The following is a 16,719-nucleotide window of genomic DNA, read 5'->3' as shown; positions in this document are numbered from 1 at the left end:
CTCACTCACTCGTCAACTAAATATCTCAATATGTTTCTACTTTTTCGCAAGCAACTTGTAAACTCGTCAAACAGGTCAACTTGTCAACTTGTAGCACGTCCACATGTTACTTTGTCTACTTTTACTCTGTCACAGCAGGCCCATGGCAGACTCGTTAACTTGTTAACGTGTTTACTAATCTCCGTTCCTTTGTTACTCTGTCTAACTATTCCCTTGTCTGCCGATACACGTCCGCATGTTACTTTGTCTTACTTTTACTCTGTCACAGCAGGCCCATGGCAGACTCGTTAACTTGTTAACGTGTTTACTAATCTCCGTTCCTTTGTTACTCTGTCTAACTATTCCCTTGTCTGCCGATACACGTCCACATGTTACTTTGTCTTACTTATATCCAGTCTCAGCAGGCCTTTGGCAGACTCGTTAACTTGTTAACGTGTTACTAATCTCCGTTCCTTTGTTACTCTGTCTAACAAATACTTTGTCTTTACAAGCAACTGGTTTACTTGTCAACTCGTCTACTTGTCAACTGGAACCATCAATTCGTCTTCTCTATTGTCGGCTCCACATAGACCTCCCCGATACCACGGTAGGCACCCATGACAGGCTTAGAATCAGAGAAACGGTTCCATCCGTAAGAAGAGAAAGTCTGCTCAGAAGCGAGCTTCTGGTACTCTTTGAAGCCCAGCTTACCAGCATTGTCAATAGCCAAGAAGATACTCTCCTGCGTACCATTGATAGCCGTCTCGTGCTCCTTACTAAAGTCATCAGCCACGATGACAGAGATGTAGTATTCGTAAACCCCAGTCTGCACCTCATGCTTAAAGACCACCTTACCATTCGTCATCTTAAAGCCCTTGCCCGGAATAAAGTCTACTGGCCACGTGTATTTATTGTCGACAATGAAGTTCGCCTTATTCGTTCCTGTCGCTTCGATGCGTACGTTAGACGTCTTACGTACCAAGTTACGGTTCGCGTCACGCATCTTCGCCGTTTGAACATAGTCGCCCACGAAGTCGGAGAGAGCAGCCTGAACCACCTTCAGCGAGTCGACCAGTCCTGCAGCCTTTGCTATGACCCATCCCACACGTGCCTTACCCGTAGTATTCTCCGTCGCCTTCACGGTCAGTTCACTACCCTGTTCGTCCACAGAAAGCCAGTCGCCAGTAGTCGTATAGGTCACAGGCAGGTTCGCAGTAGCAATCATTGTCTTCTGCACCGCCTTATCGTCAGTGTAGATATCCTGCCCCGCAGGGAGTCCAAAGGTGATACCCTCCTGTTGAACATTCAGTGTGATAGAGTCGCCCTGAGCGTTCTTAACGACCAAGAGCGTGTTACGGCTCTGTGGACTCGTATTCGTTGTTGCCGTCAAGAGGAGCGTCTCAGCCTTCTTCGTCACCGTCAGCCAGGCATCTTGAGCGTAGGCCTTGGCCGGTTCAGACGCCATCTTCACCTCCTTTGTACCCCCGACGACATTAAAGGCCGTCTCCGCCTTCACGACATTCAGTCCAGCGGCATACTCCGGCAGTTCGTTCTCATTGTTGCTGCAAGCCGTTCCGAGCACGGCCGCAGCAGCGATCATGAATAAAGAAATATACTTTTTCATCCTTAATTAATTTTCGTCATGTATTGAATATTAGGTAGTGTGAAGGCATAGACATAGTTGCCTTGCGCATCAGTGACCGGTTGTAGGTCTTCGCCGTAAGCCACTCCAAAGAAGGAGTCAACCGTGTGACCCGTTATCTGTCCACTGTCTTCAGCCTTCGCACGCTCCATGTCGTCGTCCCAAGTGAAGAACAGACTACCCGTTCCTTCACCAAAGAGTTTACCCTCCTTAGCGGATGCTGGGATCAGAAGAATACCTGCCGGATACTTATAAGTAGGGTCGGTAACAGGCTGTCCCGGCAACTCCAAGTGGCCAGTGGCAGGGTCGTAGGTGAGGAGAATCTCGTAGTTGACGTTATTGAGGTTCAATGTCCCCTTCAGTGTATTAGCCACCGTGCCCCTCTCCAAGGTAAGTCTGATACGTTTGCGGAGGCTCGTCTTGAGTTGCCACTCACCTATCCAGAAGTCGATATCCTTATGGCTCTTCGGCAAGAACTGTATGATTTTGAGGTCGTCCTGCGTCAGCGAGTGGTCTTCCTCATTCCAAGTAAAATGCTGATACTTCTTGTTCTTGATGACAAGTGGTTGACGAAGTACGATACCCGTATTGGTGGTGCAGTATGGCATCGACCATGTAGAGTCGCCAATGGTGACGTTGAGTCGTCTCACCTCCTGCGTCAGTGTGCCCTGAGCGAGGGTGTCATTGCCCAAGACAAAGTCGTAGGTCTCGACGTTCATCCCCTGCATCACCGTGGCAAGACCGAGCATGTATTCCTCCCAGTTAGTGCCCTTAGGCAGACGAGTGAGGAGCATCTCATTGTGCCACTTACGTCCTTTAAGGAAGATACTATCGTTTGTTGCACGGAGAATAGAGAACTCATAGTCGCCCTGCGCACCGTCAGGACTACCCAGCCAGGTCTCCGCCAAGGGGTGAATGACAGCGTTATAGCCATTGAAAGAGAGTGTCGGACCGAGGTCTTTCACGACATCGTAGCCCGAAGTAGCTTGTGCTTCGATATCCTTCACATCGCCCATAGCGGTCACGTTGCCGTTCTTGAACTTCAGTAACAACGTATATCCGCCATAGCTATAGTTCTTACCTGTGTAATACTGCATCACCCATCCTTCGTCAGCCGACTCTAAGAGTGCTTTGTAATCGGCAACTTTCTTCTCTATGCGGTCGGCCGCAGGGAGGTCGAAGGTGGTCTTATCGTCATGCAGACACGACTGCAGAGAGAGCGTCAGCATGATAGCCATGAACAGTAAATATACCTTTTTCATTTGCTTATCCATTTCCTTTTATTGGGTCAGTTGGCCTTGTCTTCTCGGCAGCCGTGGGTCGTCTTGTGCGCCTATCGGCAGTCCCTGTGTGGGAGAGAAGGCTAAGGTCGTAAACCATTGATTGTTAGTTTATTGATAATATACGCAGAACACCGTTATTACTCCAGCGTGTTAAGGTCGAGCGACCCAATCTTCCCACCTCTACGGAGGATAGCGTTGCGCAGCAGTTCGATGTCTACATTCCATGAATTACTCATGTATTCACGTATCATCTTTAGTTTTCTGTTGATGATAGAGCCACCTTTATTACCCGCATTGCGCATGATAGTGGCCCAATCCTGCTGTGTACTCGTCACGTAGATAGAGTAGAGTTCGGCAATGTCCTCGGCAGGGTTCTCCATAGAGTAGGCCGAAACAAATCCCATACTCTGTGCCTTTTTATCAGGGATGGAGGTCCAGTTGCCACTAACATAGTCCGAACGAGAGATATTATCATACGATTCATCGTACGGTTTCTTCTGGTTCAAGATGTGCATAAACTCATGGTGCATGGTATGGAAATAGTAGTTTGTCATACTACCATAGTCCTTCAGCTGGTCATCAGTGAGTGCATTGACCTTACCGAGACGCACCTTATATCCACCCTCAGCACTACCGATGACCTCAGTGCGGTAGCGTGTGTAGCCCGGAGTACCCGTGACAACGATGATACGTGGCGAGTTCTCTTTGACAAAGTCGAGTCCAACGGTCTCTGCATAAGCGTCAAACCACATGTACTTCGTGAGGATAGCCAACTTAACCGACTTTGCTGAGTCGGCCGGAACAAAGTTATAAGCCTGGTCGGTCTCCTCTGTCTTGAGTCGATACTGAAACTCTATGTTATAAGGCATGGTGTAGTTCTTATACAACCACTGGTCGAATGGGTTGCGATGCACGGGTGCTGTCGAGAAGATAGAGTCGCCCTCAATCTTGTCATCGCTACATGATGACAACAGCACACCACAGCCTACAAGTGCGGTAACGACCAAATATAAATACTTTTTCATAACCTTTCTTTATTAATTATTACGTGGATTAGCTGTGATGCCAGCCGTGATAACGTCCTGAGGCAACTGTATAGCGAGTCGTGGATCACCAGCTTTCATAGAGTCGGTGACGGCTGTCACGTTCGACTGAACGTCTACCTTCCTACGATAGAGGGTTATTCCGTAACGCTTAACATCCTGCAGACGGAGTCCTTCATGGATGGTCACGAGTCGTTTCAGCTGTAAGAGACATTGCAAGAGAGGCTCTTGTGTTGTCGACTCAATACTGAACGATGGGTGAAGAGCCTTCTTTGGAGTAGGCTTCGTTGGCGTGTAGTAGGCCATTGAGCGATAGAAGTCTTGTATCTCGGACAGCGTCAACTGCTTCCTATTCTTTGAGAAGACAGATAGCTCACTATTGATGTCCTGCAACGCTTTGGCATACTGTCCTGAGAGGGCATAAGCCTCGGCACGCTCCAAGAGGGTGAGGTCGATGTTGAAAACAGCATACTCTCCGTAAGGTACACCAATCTCGGCTGTAGCGTCAATCACCTTTGGTACGTATGGAATCTTACGTAGACAATACTTTGACACACCATTATTATATAGCACTGTATAGTTCAGTGTCGAACCGCTATCACCCCATGGTCCAGGAGCTTGGAGGGTCTCGTTCTTGCTAATCAATTCGCCGTGCGCATACTTGCTACCAGCCTGAATAGGAATACTGATGACTCCCCACTGTGAAGGAACCGTCAACAAGAGGATGTTAGCATTGTCGCTTGCAGCCACGAAAGCATTTGGCTGTACGTTTCCACTTGGTCCTAAGCGGTTCCACTCAGCCCAGTTACGCAGGATGTCAGTAGGCTGTTCGCCTAATACTTTATTGGCATACATTACCGCTTTATCATACTGTTGAGCATAGAGATAGAAGCGAGTAGCAAAGGCGTAAGCGGCCTGCTTGGTGAAATGGAACTTTGGTTTAGCATACTTCGTACCAACGAGTGATATGCCTTTAAGCATGTCGGCCTCTATCTTCTGGTAGAGTTCGGCCAATGTACCACGCTCCATAGTGCGTCCAACGACCTTCTCTGGCTGTGTTGGATAAGGCAGTCCTAACTCCTTATCGGCTGTGGCTTTGTCGTAGGCCTGGCAGAAGACGGTTGATAACTGAAACATTGAGAAGGCACGACAGAGCAGGGCTTCGCCCAACTGTGCGCTATACTCCTCTTCAGTCTGCGTGTCCTTAACGGTTTTGTCGATGTATTCTATGGCCTCGTTACATGCTGAGATGGCTGCATAATGGGCCGACCACAGCTGGTAAGGAGTCTCCGTATTGCTGACGTCATCGATGTCTTTCCACTGATAAGCCTGCTCCTGAAATCTATCGAAGGCACTCCACGTACTATGGAGTTGCTCATCAGTATTATCAGAGTACATCTCTGTGAGATAAGCAGGGTGAGCTTGTGGATAAGCACTCACCAAGAGTTGGCTCACTTCCGTAGGTGTTTTAAGGTCCATACGGCTGTCGGGATACTTGTCCAAGAAGTCGTTACACGCCGTAAAGGCAAGTGATAACAAAGCTACTGGCAAGTAGGTAATATATTTATTGACTTTCATCTTCGTAAGTATTATAGTCCGAGTTTCACTGTTAACGTAAATTGCTTTGGCATAGGAGATGCTACACCGCCCACATTATAGAACTCTGGGTCTTGTCCGTTGAGGCGCTTGTCGGCATAAAGGAGGAAGAGATTGGTTGCTTGAAGCTTCAAGGCAAGGTTCTTAATCATGCTGTGTTGGAACATTTCGGCAGGGAAGTCATATCCTAAGGAAATCTCTTTCAGACGAATGAAGTCGCCCTTTGCGATACGTACATCGCTGTAGTTATAAGCGTTATAACCCAAGCGTACATTCGTGTTGGCCATATACTGGCTCTTAGAGAGGATACCTGGTACGTTCGTTTCCTTCTCTTCTCCAGATGCCATCCAGCGGTTCTTGAACGCATTTGTCATCGAAACGAGGTCGTTATAACGTGCTCTGAACTTAGGGTCGAGGCGCACGACGTTGCCAAAGGCGTATGTAAAGAAGACGTTCAGACGCAGTCCTTTATAAGTGAACATATTTCCCAATGATCCTGTATGTGTAGGGTCAGTAGGCCCTTCATACTTTAGGAAGTCTGTTTGTGTACGTTCTTGGAAGTTGATATCATCGGTGGTCACCTGTCCTTTCTCATTGATTACCATAGGCACACCGTCGCTGTTAAGTCCCACGAAAGGTATGGAGAACAGTGCACGAGCAGGATAACCCTTCTTTGCAAAACCGTTACCACTGACCAAGCTCATGACGTTTCCTTGATTAAAGAGCTTTGTTATCTTCGTTGTAGCATGCGAGTAGATGAAGTTGGTGGTCCATGTGAAGTCCTTTGTACGCATGTTGACAGAGGAGAGACTGAGCTCAACACCATTCGAGTTCATCTCGGCCACGTTGGCAGCTCGTATAATCTCACCACCCAAGCCAGCGGTCACCATCGGTCCTATCTCATCGAAGTTCTTACGTGTATAATAGTCGAATGTGATGCCCAAGCGGTTGTTCCACAACGAAGCATCAAACCCAAGGTTTAGCTCATTCTTCTTCTCATAGGTCAAGGTAGAGTTTGCCAACTCGCTAATCTCAAGTTGTGGCTCTTGGTCTTCAGCGAAGAGTCGGAACGGTGTTGAGGCTGTGAGGATGGCTGTTGAGTTACTATAAGAGGCGTCAGGAGGTGTACCTGTCAGACTGTATGAGGCGCGCAGCGTCAGACGAGACAGTGGTGAGAGTTTTGCAAACCAGTTCTCTTCATGCACGTTCCATGCTCCTGACACGTTCCACGTAGGCATCCAGCGTGCACTACGGTTCCTTCCCATCTGGTTAGAACCCTCATATCGCAACGTACCATTGAATACATAACGTCCTTGATAACTATAGGTTGCATTGCTGTAGAACGCTACACTACGAGAGTTAGTAGGCGTGATAGTATAGAAGGTGTTGCCCGACTCCAACGAACGTTTGAAGTATTGATAGATATAGAAAGGTACCATACCCGCATTATAACGTAGTCCCGGACCCTCGAAGGCATTGCGTTGACGCTCGATATTGGTCAGCTCCATACCCCCAAAGAGGTTCATGATATGCTTCTCAGCGAACGTATGACTATAATTGGCAGTGGCTCTCACGTCGTAATCACTCATGCGGTTATCACCTTTATGATACAGTCCTCCGTATGGTAAGACGGTCATTGGCAGTACGTAAGGGTTGTCGGGGTCTTTATAGAGATACTTGTTGGCATCACGGATAATACCGTTTGCCATCGCACGATAGGCCAAAGCCTGATTAGAGTCGTCCTTTACATAATGCTCCTGTGTGGAGGTCATATACTTAAAAGCACCCAAGAGCGACAACTCCAAGCCTTTCAGTGGCTTATACTTCAGTTCTAACTGAAAACGAGCATCAAGTGTGTTCAGGTCGATATAGTTATTGTCTAACTCATGGAAGATATTGAATGGCGCATAATTGGCTACGTATGTTGCCGACGGATCCAGCACTCTTGAGGTGTTGCTGGCGTATGAATAAGGGTTGATATCAAAGTCGCGTTTCACCTCACCCCCTACTACGTCGACATCTTGACCTAATGTTCCTGGGGCGCGTTGCTTACGGTAAGCGGCACCTCCGATGAGGTTCAACGATAGATTATCAGCCAGATGATGCGTAAGGTTGACGTTGATAGTATAGCGGTTGACGTTGCTCTGCTTATACCATCCTGGGTCTAATAACGCACTGAACGACGCATAGTAGTTTGATTTCTGCGTTCCTCCGCTCAAGCTAATAGAGTGACTTTGCATGATGTTCGATGAGAACAGCTCCTTAAACCAGTTGGTGTTGCGGAACTCAGCACGCTGGAGATAACGGTTGCGAGCCTCGGTCGTGTTCTCTAAAGCAAAGCGACCAGTGGTTGGATAATATGTGTTTATCAGCTCATACATCTTTCCATAGATGCCATACTCGCTGCCATTGAGCACATCAGAGAAGTTTAGCCAACCCTTATCGGCCAACTCTCGATAGATACCCATCTGTTCCTTTGAGTCGAGAATATCGAAGTTACGATACGAAGGAACCAAACGTGAGGTGAACTCACCCGTATAACTAATGTGGGCCTGACCCTGCTTTCCCTTCTTGGTGGTCACTACGATCACACCAGCCATGGCTCTTGCACCATAGATAGAGGTGGCCGAACCGTCCTTAAGTATCTGGAAACTCTCGATGTCGTCAGCGTTGAGTCCTGCGATGGCCGACGAGATGAGGGTCTCTGGATTGCCCGATGCTAAGTCGTCAGCACCCACGTTGGCGGCGTCTTCCATGATGACTCCGTCGACAACCCACAGTGGTTTGCTACTTCCATAGATAGAGGTAGCACTACGGATGCGTATCTTTGGCGCTGTACCGAAGGTTCCACTGACATTCTGAACAGACACACCAGCGGCCTGACCCTCTAATGATCTACTGATGTCGGCCACACCACTTAGGCGAGCCTTGTCGGCATCTACCTTGTCTGTAGCACCCGTAAAGAGACGGCGGTCGGTGCGGGTAAGACCCGTCACAACCACCTCCTTCAGTGCTTGTGTGCTCGACTTAAGCACCACCTTCATGTCGGTAGTGCCCTTCAACGTCTGTGAGACCATACCGATATAGCCCACAGTGACTTGAGGATTAGCAACGTCAGTGGTCAGCGAGAACTTTCCATCGACATCGGTCACTACACCCGCTTTGGTGCCCACGACCATGACGGTTGCTCCGATAACAGGTTGGTTATCTTCGGCACCCACCACGGTTCCCGAAATCTTCGTTTGTGCCAATGCTGTTGAAACGTAGGTTAACAGCATGACAAAACAAATAAGTAACTTTTTACTCATAAACTTTGTTTTTATTTACTCTGGTTTTATTCATTCTATTAGATTGCGTCTTTATTACAAGAAAACGCATTTTCTTATCGCAAGAGGATTGATCAATTTAATTCGTTCCGTTAATCAACTGTTGTATTAATTGTGCAAATTTAATAAAAAAACTGAGTATGCAACGAAATAATAGATAGTTTATAAAAAATACAAACATATACATCTTTAGACAGGAGAACACACGGCATGAGGGGAGACAGGGTAATTTTTAAGACAGAGTAACAGGAGGACAGGAGTAACAGATGGGGTTGTTTTTAAGACAGAATAACAGAGGGACGGGGGGAGACAGGTATTTTTTTAAGACATAATGACATAATGACAAGGGGAGACAGGTGTGTTTTTTTAGACAGAATGACATAATGACAAAAGAAGACAGGTGTGATTTTTTAGACAGAATGACATAATGACAAATAGAGAATGACATATTTTTCTCACAGAAAAACACAGAAGAACAGAACACACAGCATTCCACAGAGACATTAAGTCAACCGATTTCACAGAACCTTATAGCCACCTTTAGCAGTAACGCTCTGTGAACTCTGTATGCCGAAGGCGTTCTGTGGGCTCGAAATGTGCGCCAAAAAGCTCCGTGAACTCTGTGTGCTCTGTGAGAGAAAAAAATGTCCTTTGTGAGAGAAAAAACTCCGCAGCGAGTCTCATAGGCCTAATCTCATATCGAGGGTGTGTTCTTTTTCTCACAGAAAAACACAGAAGAACAGAATACACAGTATTCCACAGAGACATTAAGTCAACCGATTTCACAGAACGTTACAGCCAATCTTAGTTGAAAGGCCTCTGTGAACTCTGTATGCCGAAGGCGTTCTGTGGGCTCGAAACTGTGCGCAAAAATGCTCAGTGAACTCTGTGTGCTCTGTGAGAGAAAAATCTCCCCAGCGAGTTGTTTGTGTGTTATCTCATAGAGAGGGTGCGTTCTATTTCTCACAGATTTACACAGAAGAACAGAACACACAGGGTTTCACAGAGACATTAAGTCAACCGATTTCACAGAACCTTACAGCCACCTTTAGCTATAACGTTCTGTGATATCTGTATGCCGAAGGCGTTCTGTGAGATCGAAACAGTGCGCAAATATGTTCTGTTAGATCTGTGAGTTCTGTGAGAGAAAAAACTCCCCACGAATTAAACAGTGCGCAAATGAGTTCTGTTAAATCTGTGAGATCTGTGAGAGAAAAAACTTACCAGAGTGAGAGATAAAAATCCCCTCTGTGAGAGAAAAACCTCCCCAAAGATTTACTCCATGATTACTCCCACCTTTTAGAGGAATGAGAAGAAAGGTAAAAAAGCCTTACATAAACTCAAGTGAATTACCTTCTAAAAAGTAGTGTGATACTCCTTAAAATCAAGTTCATAACCCACAAGAAATCAGAAGGTTACATATTACATTCGAGAACACGCCCTTCTTGTCCCAAGAAAGGCGTGTTCTCGATTGAAGAAAGGTGTGTTCTCGATAGGAGAAGGGCATGTTCTTGAACGAAGAAGGGCATGTGTTGCTTTGATGACAGGCGAAAATTATTGACAAGCGGGTGAGGAGATAGGGAGAAAGGGGGAATGAAAGGACGTTAAGACTACACCGTCAACCGCATTACAACAGGCCGACAGAGACTTAAAATACCTATTAGTAAGTATTGACAAGACCGAAATCTTTGCCTATCTTTGCAGCAAAAGAAGACAGAATGGAGAAACGATTAAAATGCCATAGAACGTCAAGTGGAAGAAAGCGTATTGCAGATTGAATGCAATACGCTTTTTTTTATGAACAAAACAAGACATTGTCCGTTAATAAGACTATTATGAAAACATTAAAAGAAGACGTGCGGAGTAGGATTGTCATGGCCGCCCGCAGTGAGTTTGTTAAGTGTGGTTATAGGAAGACATCGATGCGTACAATCTCGGCTAAGTCTGGTGTTGTGCTGGGGAATATATACAACTATTTTAAGACAAAGGACGATATCTTCTGTGCTGTCCTTCGTCCGCTGCTCTCTGTGATAGGCGAGCGTATGGCGGAGCACAGCAAGGGTGAGCAGGAAGAAAAGCGTCTTGATTTCTCCCGACAACGGCAGAAGGAATTCCTATCGAGTATGCTTCGCATCATCTTCTTATATAAGGAGGAGTTGAGGCTACTGCTCTTTGAGTCGCAGGGCACCTCCTTAGAGAATTTCCGTGAGACCTTTATCGACGAACAAGTAGCGATAAGCAGGGCCTACATGGAGCAGGTGGAGACGCATGTGTCGCCCCTCTTCTTTCGTATCAGCGCCTCTACATGGCTGACAATCATCGGTGAGATTGTGTCGAGACCCGACCTTCAGCAAGAGGAGGTGAGGCAGGCTCTGACCGAATATATACGCTACAACACGGCAGGGTGGCAGGAACTCATAAAACAATAAGTAGGTATGAAGAGATTAATCCTTATCACGATCGTGTGTCTATGCCCTCTGCTCGTGACGGCCCAACGGCTGTTAAGGGGTAAGATAATGGAGAAAGAGACGTCGACTCCTATCTGTGGAGCATGCATAGCAGTCAAGGGAACGAAGCAGAAGACCCTCTCTGACAAGGCTGGCGACTATCAGCTGACGGTTCCCACAGCGGGTGCTTACACGATAGAGGTGTCGGCAGTAGGCTACAAACGGCTGAGGGAGGTCGTTGCGGCGGGTGGTGATGTGACAAGAGACTACTATCTTGAACCCTCATCGACCTCGTTGCGTGAGGTTGTCGTGCGGAGTTCGGCACAGAGTGCAGAGATAAACCAGATACGACAAAGCCCTATGGCCGTGACAGTTGTGGACGGTGCGAAACTGAGAGGACGGTCGAGTAGCATTGAGGAGATACTGACGAGGACGTCGGGAATTAAGGTTCGGAGAGCAGGTGGACTGGGTAGTGCATCGCGCATCTCGGTTCATGGCTTAGAAGGGAAGCGTGTGGCGGTATATATCGATGGGTTCCCACTGAACAGTCCCGACGGTTCCTTCGATATTAACGACATCCCGATAGACGTCATCAAGTATATCGAGGTGTATAAAGGAATTGTCCCTGCAGAGTATGGCGGAGACGGTTTAGGAGGCGCCATCAACATCGTCACACGAGAAGACGAGTGCGACTTGGTGGGCTTCACACAAGAGTTGGCATCCTTTGGGACGGTGAAGACGCTCGTAAGTGGACAAAAGCTCTTCACCCGACCAGGGATATTATTCAACGTGGCCTTCTTTAAGAATAAGTCGAAAAACGACTATATGATGTCGTGGCCAGTGTTCGAGACCAATCTGCCAGCGTCGGCCTATAGAAAGGTGAGACGTCGGAACGACTATTACGAAGCCAATTTCTATCATGTGGGGATAGGGTTTAGGAAGCTCTACTTTGATAAGTTCGACTTAGAATGTGCCTTTTATCAGAACAAGAAGGGGATACAGTCGCTTAATTTCGACGCTCGTCATGCCTATACAAAAGGGATAAATATCATGCCAAACCTCGTGTTGGAGAAACGAGACTTCCTCGTTAAAGGATTAGATATGAAGTACACTATCGTCACACCTATCATCCGCTCGAATATGACAGACACCGCCACGACGAGGAGACAATGGGACGGAACAGTCACGCAAGCCGTAGGAGAGACGGATGACAACCTGTTCAACGAGTCGCATGATCGGCAGTTTGAGGTGAGGAGTAAGTTTAACTTGAAATATACACGGGGTCGGCACACCCTTAATCTCAATGACCAATCGGCCTACTCGGCCTATACTCCTAAGGACGAACGCATGAAAGACTATCTTGGCTTTGACCCCAGTGCCTATCCAAGTAGGATGACTGCTAACAACATCGGGCTCAGTCATCTGTTTGTCTCGGCTAATCATCGGTTTCAAAACGCATTGACACTCAGCATCTACTACCTTAACTCGAGGATTTACAGAACCAGTGACGCGCTGGCGAAAGGGCAGGCAACAGACGAGTTAGCACCGAAGCAGACCCGTGTGGAACGGTCGTATTATGGCTTCAGTGAGGGCTTCAGCTATGAACTATGGAAGGATGTGCGGGCGAAGCTGTCGTTCTCGCATAACGTGAGGATACCCGATACGGGCGAACTCTTTGGTAATGGGGTAAGCATCAAACCGTCGGTCAACCTGCAGCCAGAGGTGGGGAATAATCTGAACCTTGGTTTCATCGTCGATAGAAGAGGACTGTGCGGACTCGTGAGGGTGCAGTGGGAGACGAATTTCTACTATATGATGATGAAGAACATGATAAGGCTCTTCCCTGCTGACACACGTTCTATCTATACGAACTTAGGGAAGACAAGGACCATCGGAATGGACACCGACGTGAAAGTGGACGTCACACGCAATGTCTATCTCTACTTTAATCTGACCTTACAGGACATCCGAGACAAGCAAAGATGGTTTAATGACGAACAAGGAACGAGCAACCCTACCTATAATAAGCACGTCCCTAACATCCCTGCCTTCTACTATAACTATGGCATGGAGTACCATGCAGAGGGCTTGATAGGGCGCCGAGAGCTGTCGAGAGTCTATATCGACGTGTCGCATGTGGGCGAGTTTGACTGGGGATGGCAGATGAGTTCGCTTGCAGAGGAGCGTAGGAAATGGCGCATACCGTCTAATGATGTTTTCACGATAGGCCTCCAACAGTCTTTATGGCATAATAACATGTCACTGAGCTTTGAGTTAGAAAACGTCTTCAACAAGGAGAATTACATGGAATTTAAGATGCCTCTGCCCGGAAGAACATTAAAGGCAAAACTACGCTTCAACCTGTTCAGAGACAAACTGGCAGGTGGGGCAATGAGCTTATAATTATTAACTTCTTTAATCAAAACACAATGAAACATTATTTCTTAGCCGCAGCTATCATGCTGCTAACGACCGTCGGACTACTATCTTGCGACAAAGACTCACCTGACACACCGCCTGCACCGACCAAGACGGAGATGGGCTTCGTCCATAGTGTTAACATCGGAGACAATACATACGTAAGTGTTTTCAAAGACATGAACGTTGGCTCGCTCAATACCGATAATGCGCTGGTGATGCCGAAGGGTGCTTTTTCCTTCGTATATAAGGGGAAAGTGTATATAACCGACACCGAACACATCTATAAATATGCCCAGAAAGAGGGAAAGTTAGTGCAGGAAGGGAACACTATCCTTCTACCCAGTGGAGCGGCAGCAATGTGCATCACCTTCGCTTCCGACCATAAGGCCTACGTCTCTTGTTCTGGTTTAGGAAAGGTGATCATCATCGACCCTACCGCAATGGAGAAGGTTGGAGAGATTGACTTGGCGGAGTATGCCTTGGGGAAAGCCGCTGGTGACAATAATCCAGAGCCTGCCGCATCTGTCATAAGAGACGGAATACTCTACGTGGCACTTAGTCAGATGAAGTCTACCTACACCTGTGAGGCGGGTGCTTACGTGGCTTTGATTGACACAAAGACCGATAAGCCAATCAAAGTCGTTAGTGATCCTCGTGCCTCAATGGCTTCGGGTGAGTCGCCAGCTGGCGACCCTTTCATCGATGAGAAGGGTGATATCTACTTTTACTGTGTAGCGATGTTCGGCTATCAACCGGGTGTCAAGGAGGGATTCCTGCGTATTAAGAAAGGAGAAACAGACTTTGATAAATCCTACTGCTTCACCCTTGCGGATGTTAACTTAGTGGATGTCAAAGGTAATAAGACGTCGTATGCGTACGTGAAGGTCTATGGCGGCAACGGAAAGGTGTATGCTTACCTCAACATACCAGGTGCTGCAAGCAACCCACCAGACTATGTCCACGATAAATGCTTCCAACCTTTCGAGATTAATCTCTACAATATGACCTGCAAGAAGTTGGACCTCTCCGCCACAGCAGGGTGGGCCGCAGCCATCTGTAAGTCGGGTAATGACATCATCTTCGGTATGTCTACCGACGAAGGAATGGGTTATTCCATCTACCATCCAGCCACCTCCACCTACGAGCCCCTCAAGGTAAAGACTTCTGGTGCACCATATGCAGTGCATGAGTTGAGGTAGGATGAAGCCGCTGAACATACTACACTCCCCAGCTGGCCACTGTCCCCAAGCGGCCCCTCCCCCGTCCCCTCCCCCAAAGGGAGGGGCGTGATCACCGAGATACCCCTGTATGTCCTCTGTATGTTTAGCAGCCCATCTCCTATCATTAGCAGGGCAAAAGGGGTAACCTCACATATCTTTTCTTCATAGTGGGTGCGCTCTATTTCTCACAGTTTTCACCCCAGCGATAGCAGTAACGCTCTGTGTTCTCTGTATGCCGAAGGCCCTCTGTGGGCTCGAAACGTGCGCCTAAATGCTCAGTGAACTCTGTGCGCTCTGTGAGAGAAAAACCTTCCCAGCGTGAGAGAAAAACCTCCCCAACGACTTGCATGAGTCTTATCTTATCGAGAGGGTGCGTTCTATTTCTCACAGATTTACACAGAAGAACAGAACACACGGTATTCCACAGAGACATTAAGTCAACCGATTTCACAGAACGTTACAGCCATCTTTGGCAGTAACGCTCTGTAAATTCTGTATGCCGGAGGCGTTCTGTGGGTTCGAAACGTGCGCAAAAAGGCTCTGTTAAATCTGTGAGTTCTGTGAGAGATAAAACTTCCCAGCGAGTCTCAAAAATGTTCTTTTTCTCACAGATAACACAGAAGAACAGAATACACAGCATTCCACAGAGACATTAAGTCAACCGATTTCACAGAGCGTTACAGCCATCTTTAGCTAATCATCAACACCTAACACCCAACACCCAACACCCATCAGAACCCTCATTCCAGCCCCACTCGTTTCAAGAACATGCCCTTCTCCATTCGAGAACATGCCCTTCAACGTCCAAGAACACGCCCTTCTTGATGCTTGATAAGGCCCTTCTTCAACGCAACTTGCAACCTCCTGATTTCATGTAGGTTACAGACACGAAGGAAACATACATACTGAACGGAAATTTAATATACAAAGACAGAATGACATAAAGACATATAATGACAGAAAGAACATGTTGAGCTGTGTTTTTAATGTTTATAGACATAATGACATAAAGACATAAGATGACAGAAAGAAGAAGTTGAGTAGCGTCTTTAATGTATTAAGACAGAATGACAAAATGACAAAGGATGACAAAATGAATATACTTAACTGAACTTTCAATATATACAAATAAGGAAGCAAAGTGCGCAGAACAGCGTGTGATACAACCGCAAATAGCACCGTAAGCAACGAGCAGCAAGCCGATAGGGGTATCTCGGTAATCACGCCCCTCCCTACGGGGGAGGGGATGGGGGAGGGGCCAGTCTGTGTGTTTGTGGTTAGTCCTCTCGTGTTTAAAAAAGTAATGGCTTGCACGACAAAGGTACAAGCCACATATAATCCTTTTAGAGTGTTGATGGAGCGACGAGGGCTTCCACCAGCACTTTTTAACGCTACAAAGATAGCGATTATTTTGTGTTCTACAAACGATTTGAGCAACTTTTTTAATTTTATTTGCCCACAGTCATCATGCAGCTCATATTATACTAATGAAAAACTCCTCCTCCCCTTGATGCGAACATGATGAGAGACAGAATGACATAAAGACTAAGCATGACAGAAAGAACATGTTGAGTCGTTTTTTTAATGGTTATAGACATAATGACATAAAGACATATAATGACAGAAAGAACATGTTGAGTTGTGTTTTTAATGGTTATAGACATAATGACATAAAGACATATAATGACAGAAAGAACATGTTGAGTCGTGTTTTTAATGGTTATAGACATAATGACATAAAGACAAAGAATGACAGAAAGAA

At 46.8% G+C, this 16,719-nt stretch carries 8 protein-coding genes; 3 read left to right on the top strand and 5 right to left on the bottom strand.

The window, feature by feature from the left end; all coding sequences use genetic code 11:
• Nucleotides 1-535 precede the first annotated feature (535 nt).
• The 5 genes from HMPREF0666_RS00350 to HMPREF0666_RS00330 form a co-directional block, all read right to left on the bottom strand.
• Nucleotides 536-1,603, bottom strand: a complete 1,068-nt coding sequence (locus HMPREF0666_RS00350; RefSeq protein ID WP_009010270.1) for a BACON domain-containing protein — start codon at nucleotides 1,601-1,603, stop codon at nucleotides 536-538.
• A gap of 2 nt (nucleotides 1,604-1,605) precedes the next feature.
• The gene (locus HMPREF0666_RS00345; RefSeq protein ID WP_042855844.1) at nucleotides 1,606-2,883 is read right to left on the bottom strand and encodes a DUF4302 domain-containing protein; all 1,278 of its coding nucleotides are present in this window, start codon (nucleotides 2,881-2,883) and stop codon (nucleotides 1,606-1,608) included.
• Between the two features lie 158 nt (nucleotides 2,884-3,041).
• Entirely contained in the window at nucleotides 3,042-3,929 is an 888-nt protein-coding gene (locus HMPREF0666_RS00340; RefSeq protein WP_009010268.1) for a putative zinc-binding metallopeptidase, read from the bottom strand.
• A 12-nt stretch (nucleotides 3,930-3,941) separates the two neighbouring features.
• The gene (locus HMPREF0666_RS00335) at nucleotides 3,942-5,525 is read right to left on the bottom strand and encodes a RagB/SusD family nutrient uptake outer membrane protein (protein WP_009010267.1); all 1,584 of its coding nucleotides are present in this window, start codon (nucleotides 5,523-5,525) and stop codon (nucleotides 3,942-3,944) included.
• Between the two features lie 11 nt (nucleotides 5,526-5,536).
• Nucleotides 5,537-8,851: a SusC/RagA family TonB-linked outer membrane protein gene (locus tag HMPREF0666_RS00330; protein ID WP_009010266.1), complete on the bottom strand. Its 3,315-nt coding sequence runs from the start codon at nucleotides 8,849-8,851 to the stop codon at nucleotides 5,537-5,539.
• 1,853 nt (nucleotides 8,852-10,704) lie between these two features.
• Here HMPREF0666_RS00330 and HMPREF0666_RS00325 point away from each other — a divergent pair.
• Genes HMPREF0666_RS00325 through HMPREF0666_RS00315 form a run of 3 tightly spaced genes read left to right on the top strand, consistent with a single transcriptional unit; the run spans nucleotide 10,705 to nucleotide 14,936 of the window.
• Complete coding sequence (locus HMPREF0666_RS00325; RefSeq protein WP_009010265.1) at nucleotides 10,705-11,298, top strand: TetR/AcrR family transcriptional regulator; 594 nt, start codon at nucleotides 10,705-10,707, stop codon at nucleotides 11,296-11,298.
• A 6-nt stretch (nucleotides 11,299-11,304) separates the two neighbouring features.
• Nucleotides 11,305-13,719, top strand: a complete 2,415-nt coding sequence (locus tag HMPREF0666_RS00320) for a TonB-dependent receptor (protein ID WP_009010264.1) — start codon at nucleotides 11,305-11,307, stop codon at nucleotides 13,717-13,719.
• A gap of 26 nt (nucleotides 13,720-13,745) precedes the next feature.
• Nucleotides 13,746-14,936: a YncE family protein gene (locus HMPREF0666_RS00315; protein WP_009010263.1), complete on the top strand. Its 1,191-nt coding sequence runs from the start codon at nucleotides 13,746-13,748 to the stop codon at nucleotides 14,934-14,936.
• Nucleotides 14,937-16,719: the final 1,783 nt, after the last annotated feature.

The organism is Prevotella sp. C561, from assembly GCF_000224595.1.
Lineage (GTDB): Bacteria > Bacteroidota > Bacteroidia > Bacteroidales > Bacteroidaceae > Prevotella > Prevotella jejuni.
Note: the sequence above shows the minus strand (reverse complement) of the source record. Positions and strands in the feature narration are given on the sequence as shown.

Bases quoted from the DNA above. Each gene is read 5' to 3' on its own strand.
- HMPREF0666_RS00350 (WP_009010270.1), bottom strand. From the start codon at position 1,603: ATGAAAAAGTATATTTCTTTATTCATGATCGCTGCTGCGGCCGTGCTC.
- HMPREF0666_RS00345 (WP_042855844.1), bottom strand. From the start codon at position 2,883: ATGAAAAAGGTATATTTACTGTTCATGGCTATCATGCTGACGCTCTCT.
- HMPREF0666_RS00340 (WP_009010268.1), bottom strand. From the start codon at position 3,929: ATGAAAAAGTATTTATATTTGGTCGTTACCGCACTTGTAGGCTGTGGT.
- HMPREF0666_RS00335 (WP_009010267.1), bottom strand. From the start codon at position 5,525: ATGAAAGTCAATAAATATATTACCTACTTGCCAGTAGCTTTGTTATCA.
- HMPREF0666_RS00330 (WP_009010266.1), bottom strand. From the start codon at position 8,851: ATGAGTAAAAAGTTACTTATTTGTTTTGTCATGCTGTTAACCTACGTT.
- HMPREF0666_RS00325 (WP_009010265.1), top strand. From the start codon at position 10,705: ATGAAAACATTAAAAGAAGACGTGCGGAGTAGGATTGTCATGGCCGCC.
- HMPREF0666_RS00320 (WP_009010264.1), top strand. From the start codon at position 11,305: ATGAAGAGATTAATCCTTATCACGATCGTGTGTCTATGCCCTCTGCTC.
- HMPREF0666_RS00315 (WP_009010263.1), top strand. From the start codon at position 13,746: ATGAAACATTATTTCTTAGCCGCAGCTATCATGCTGCTAACGACCGTC.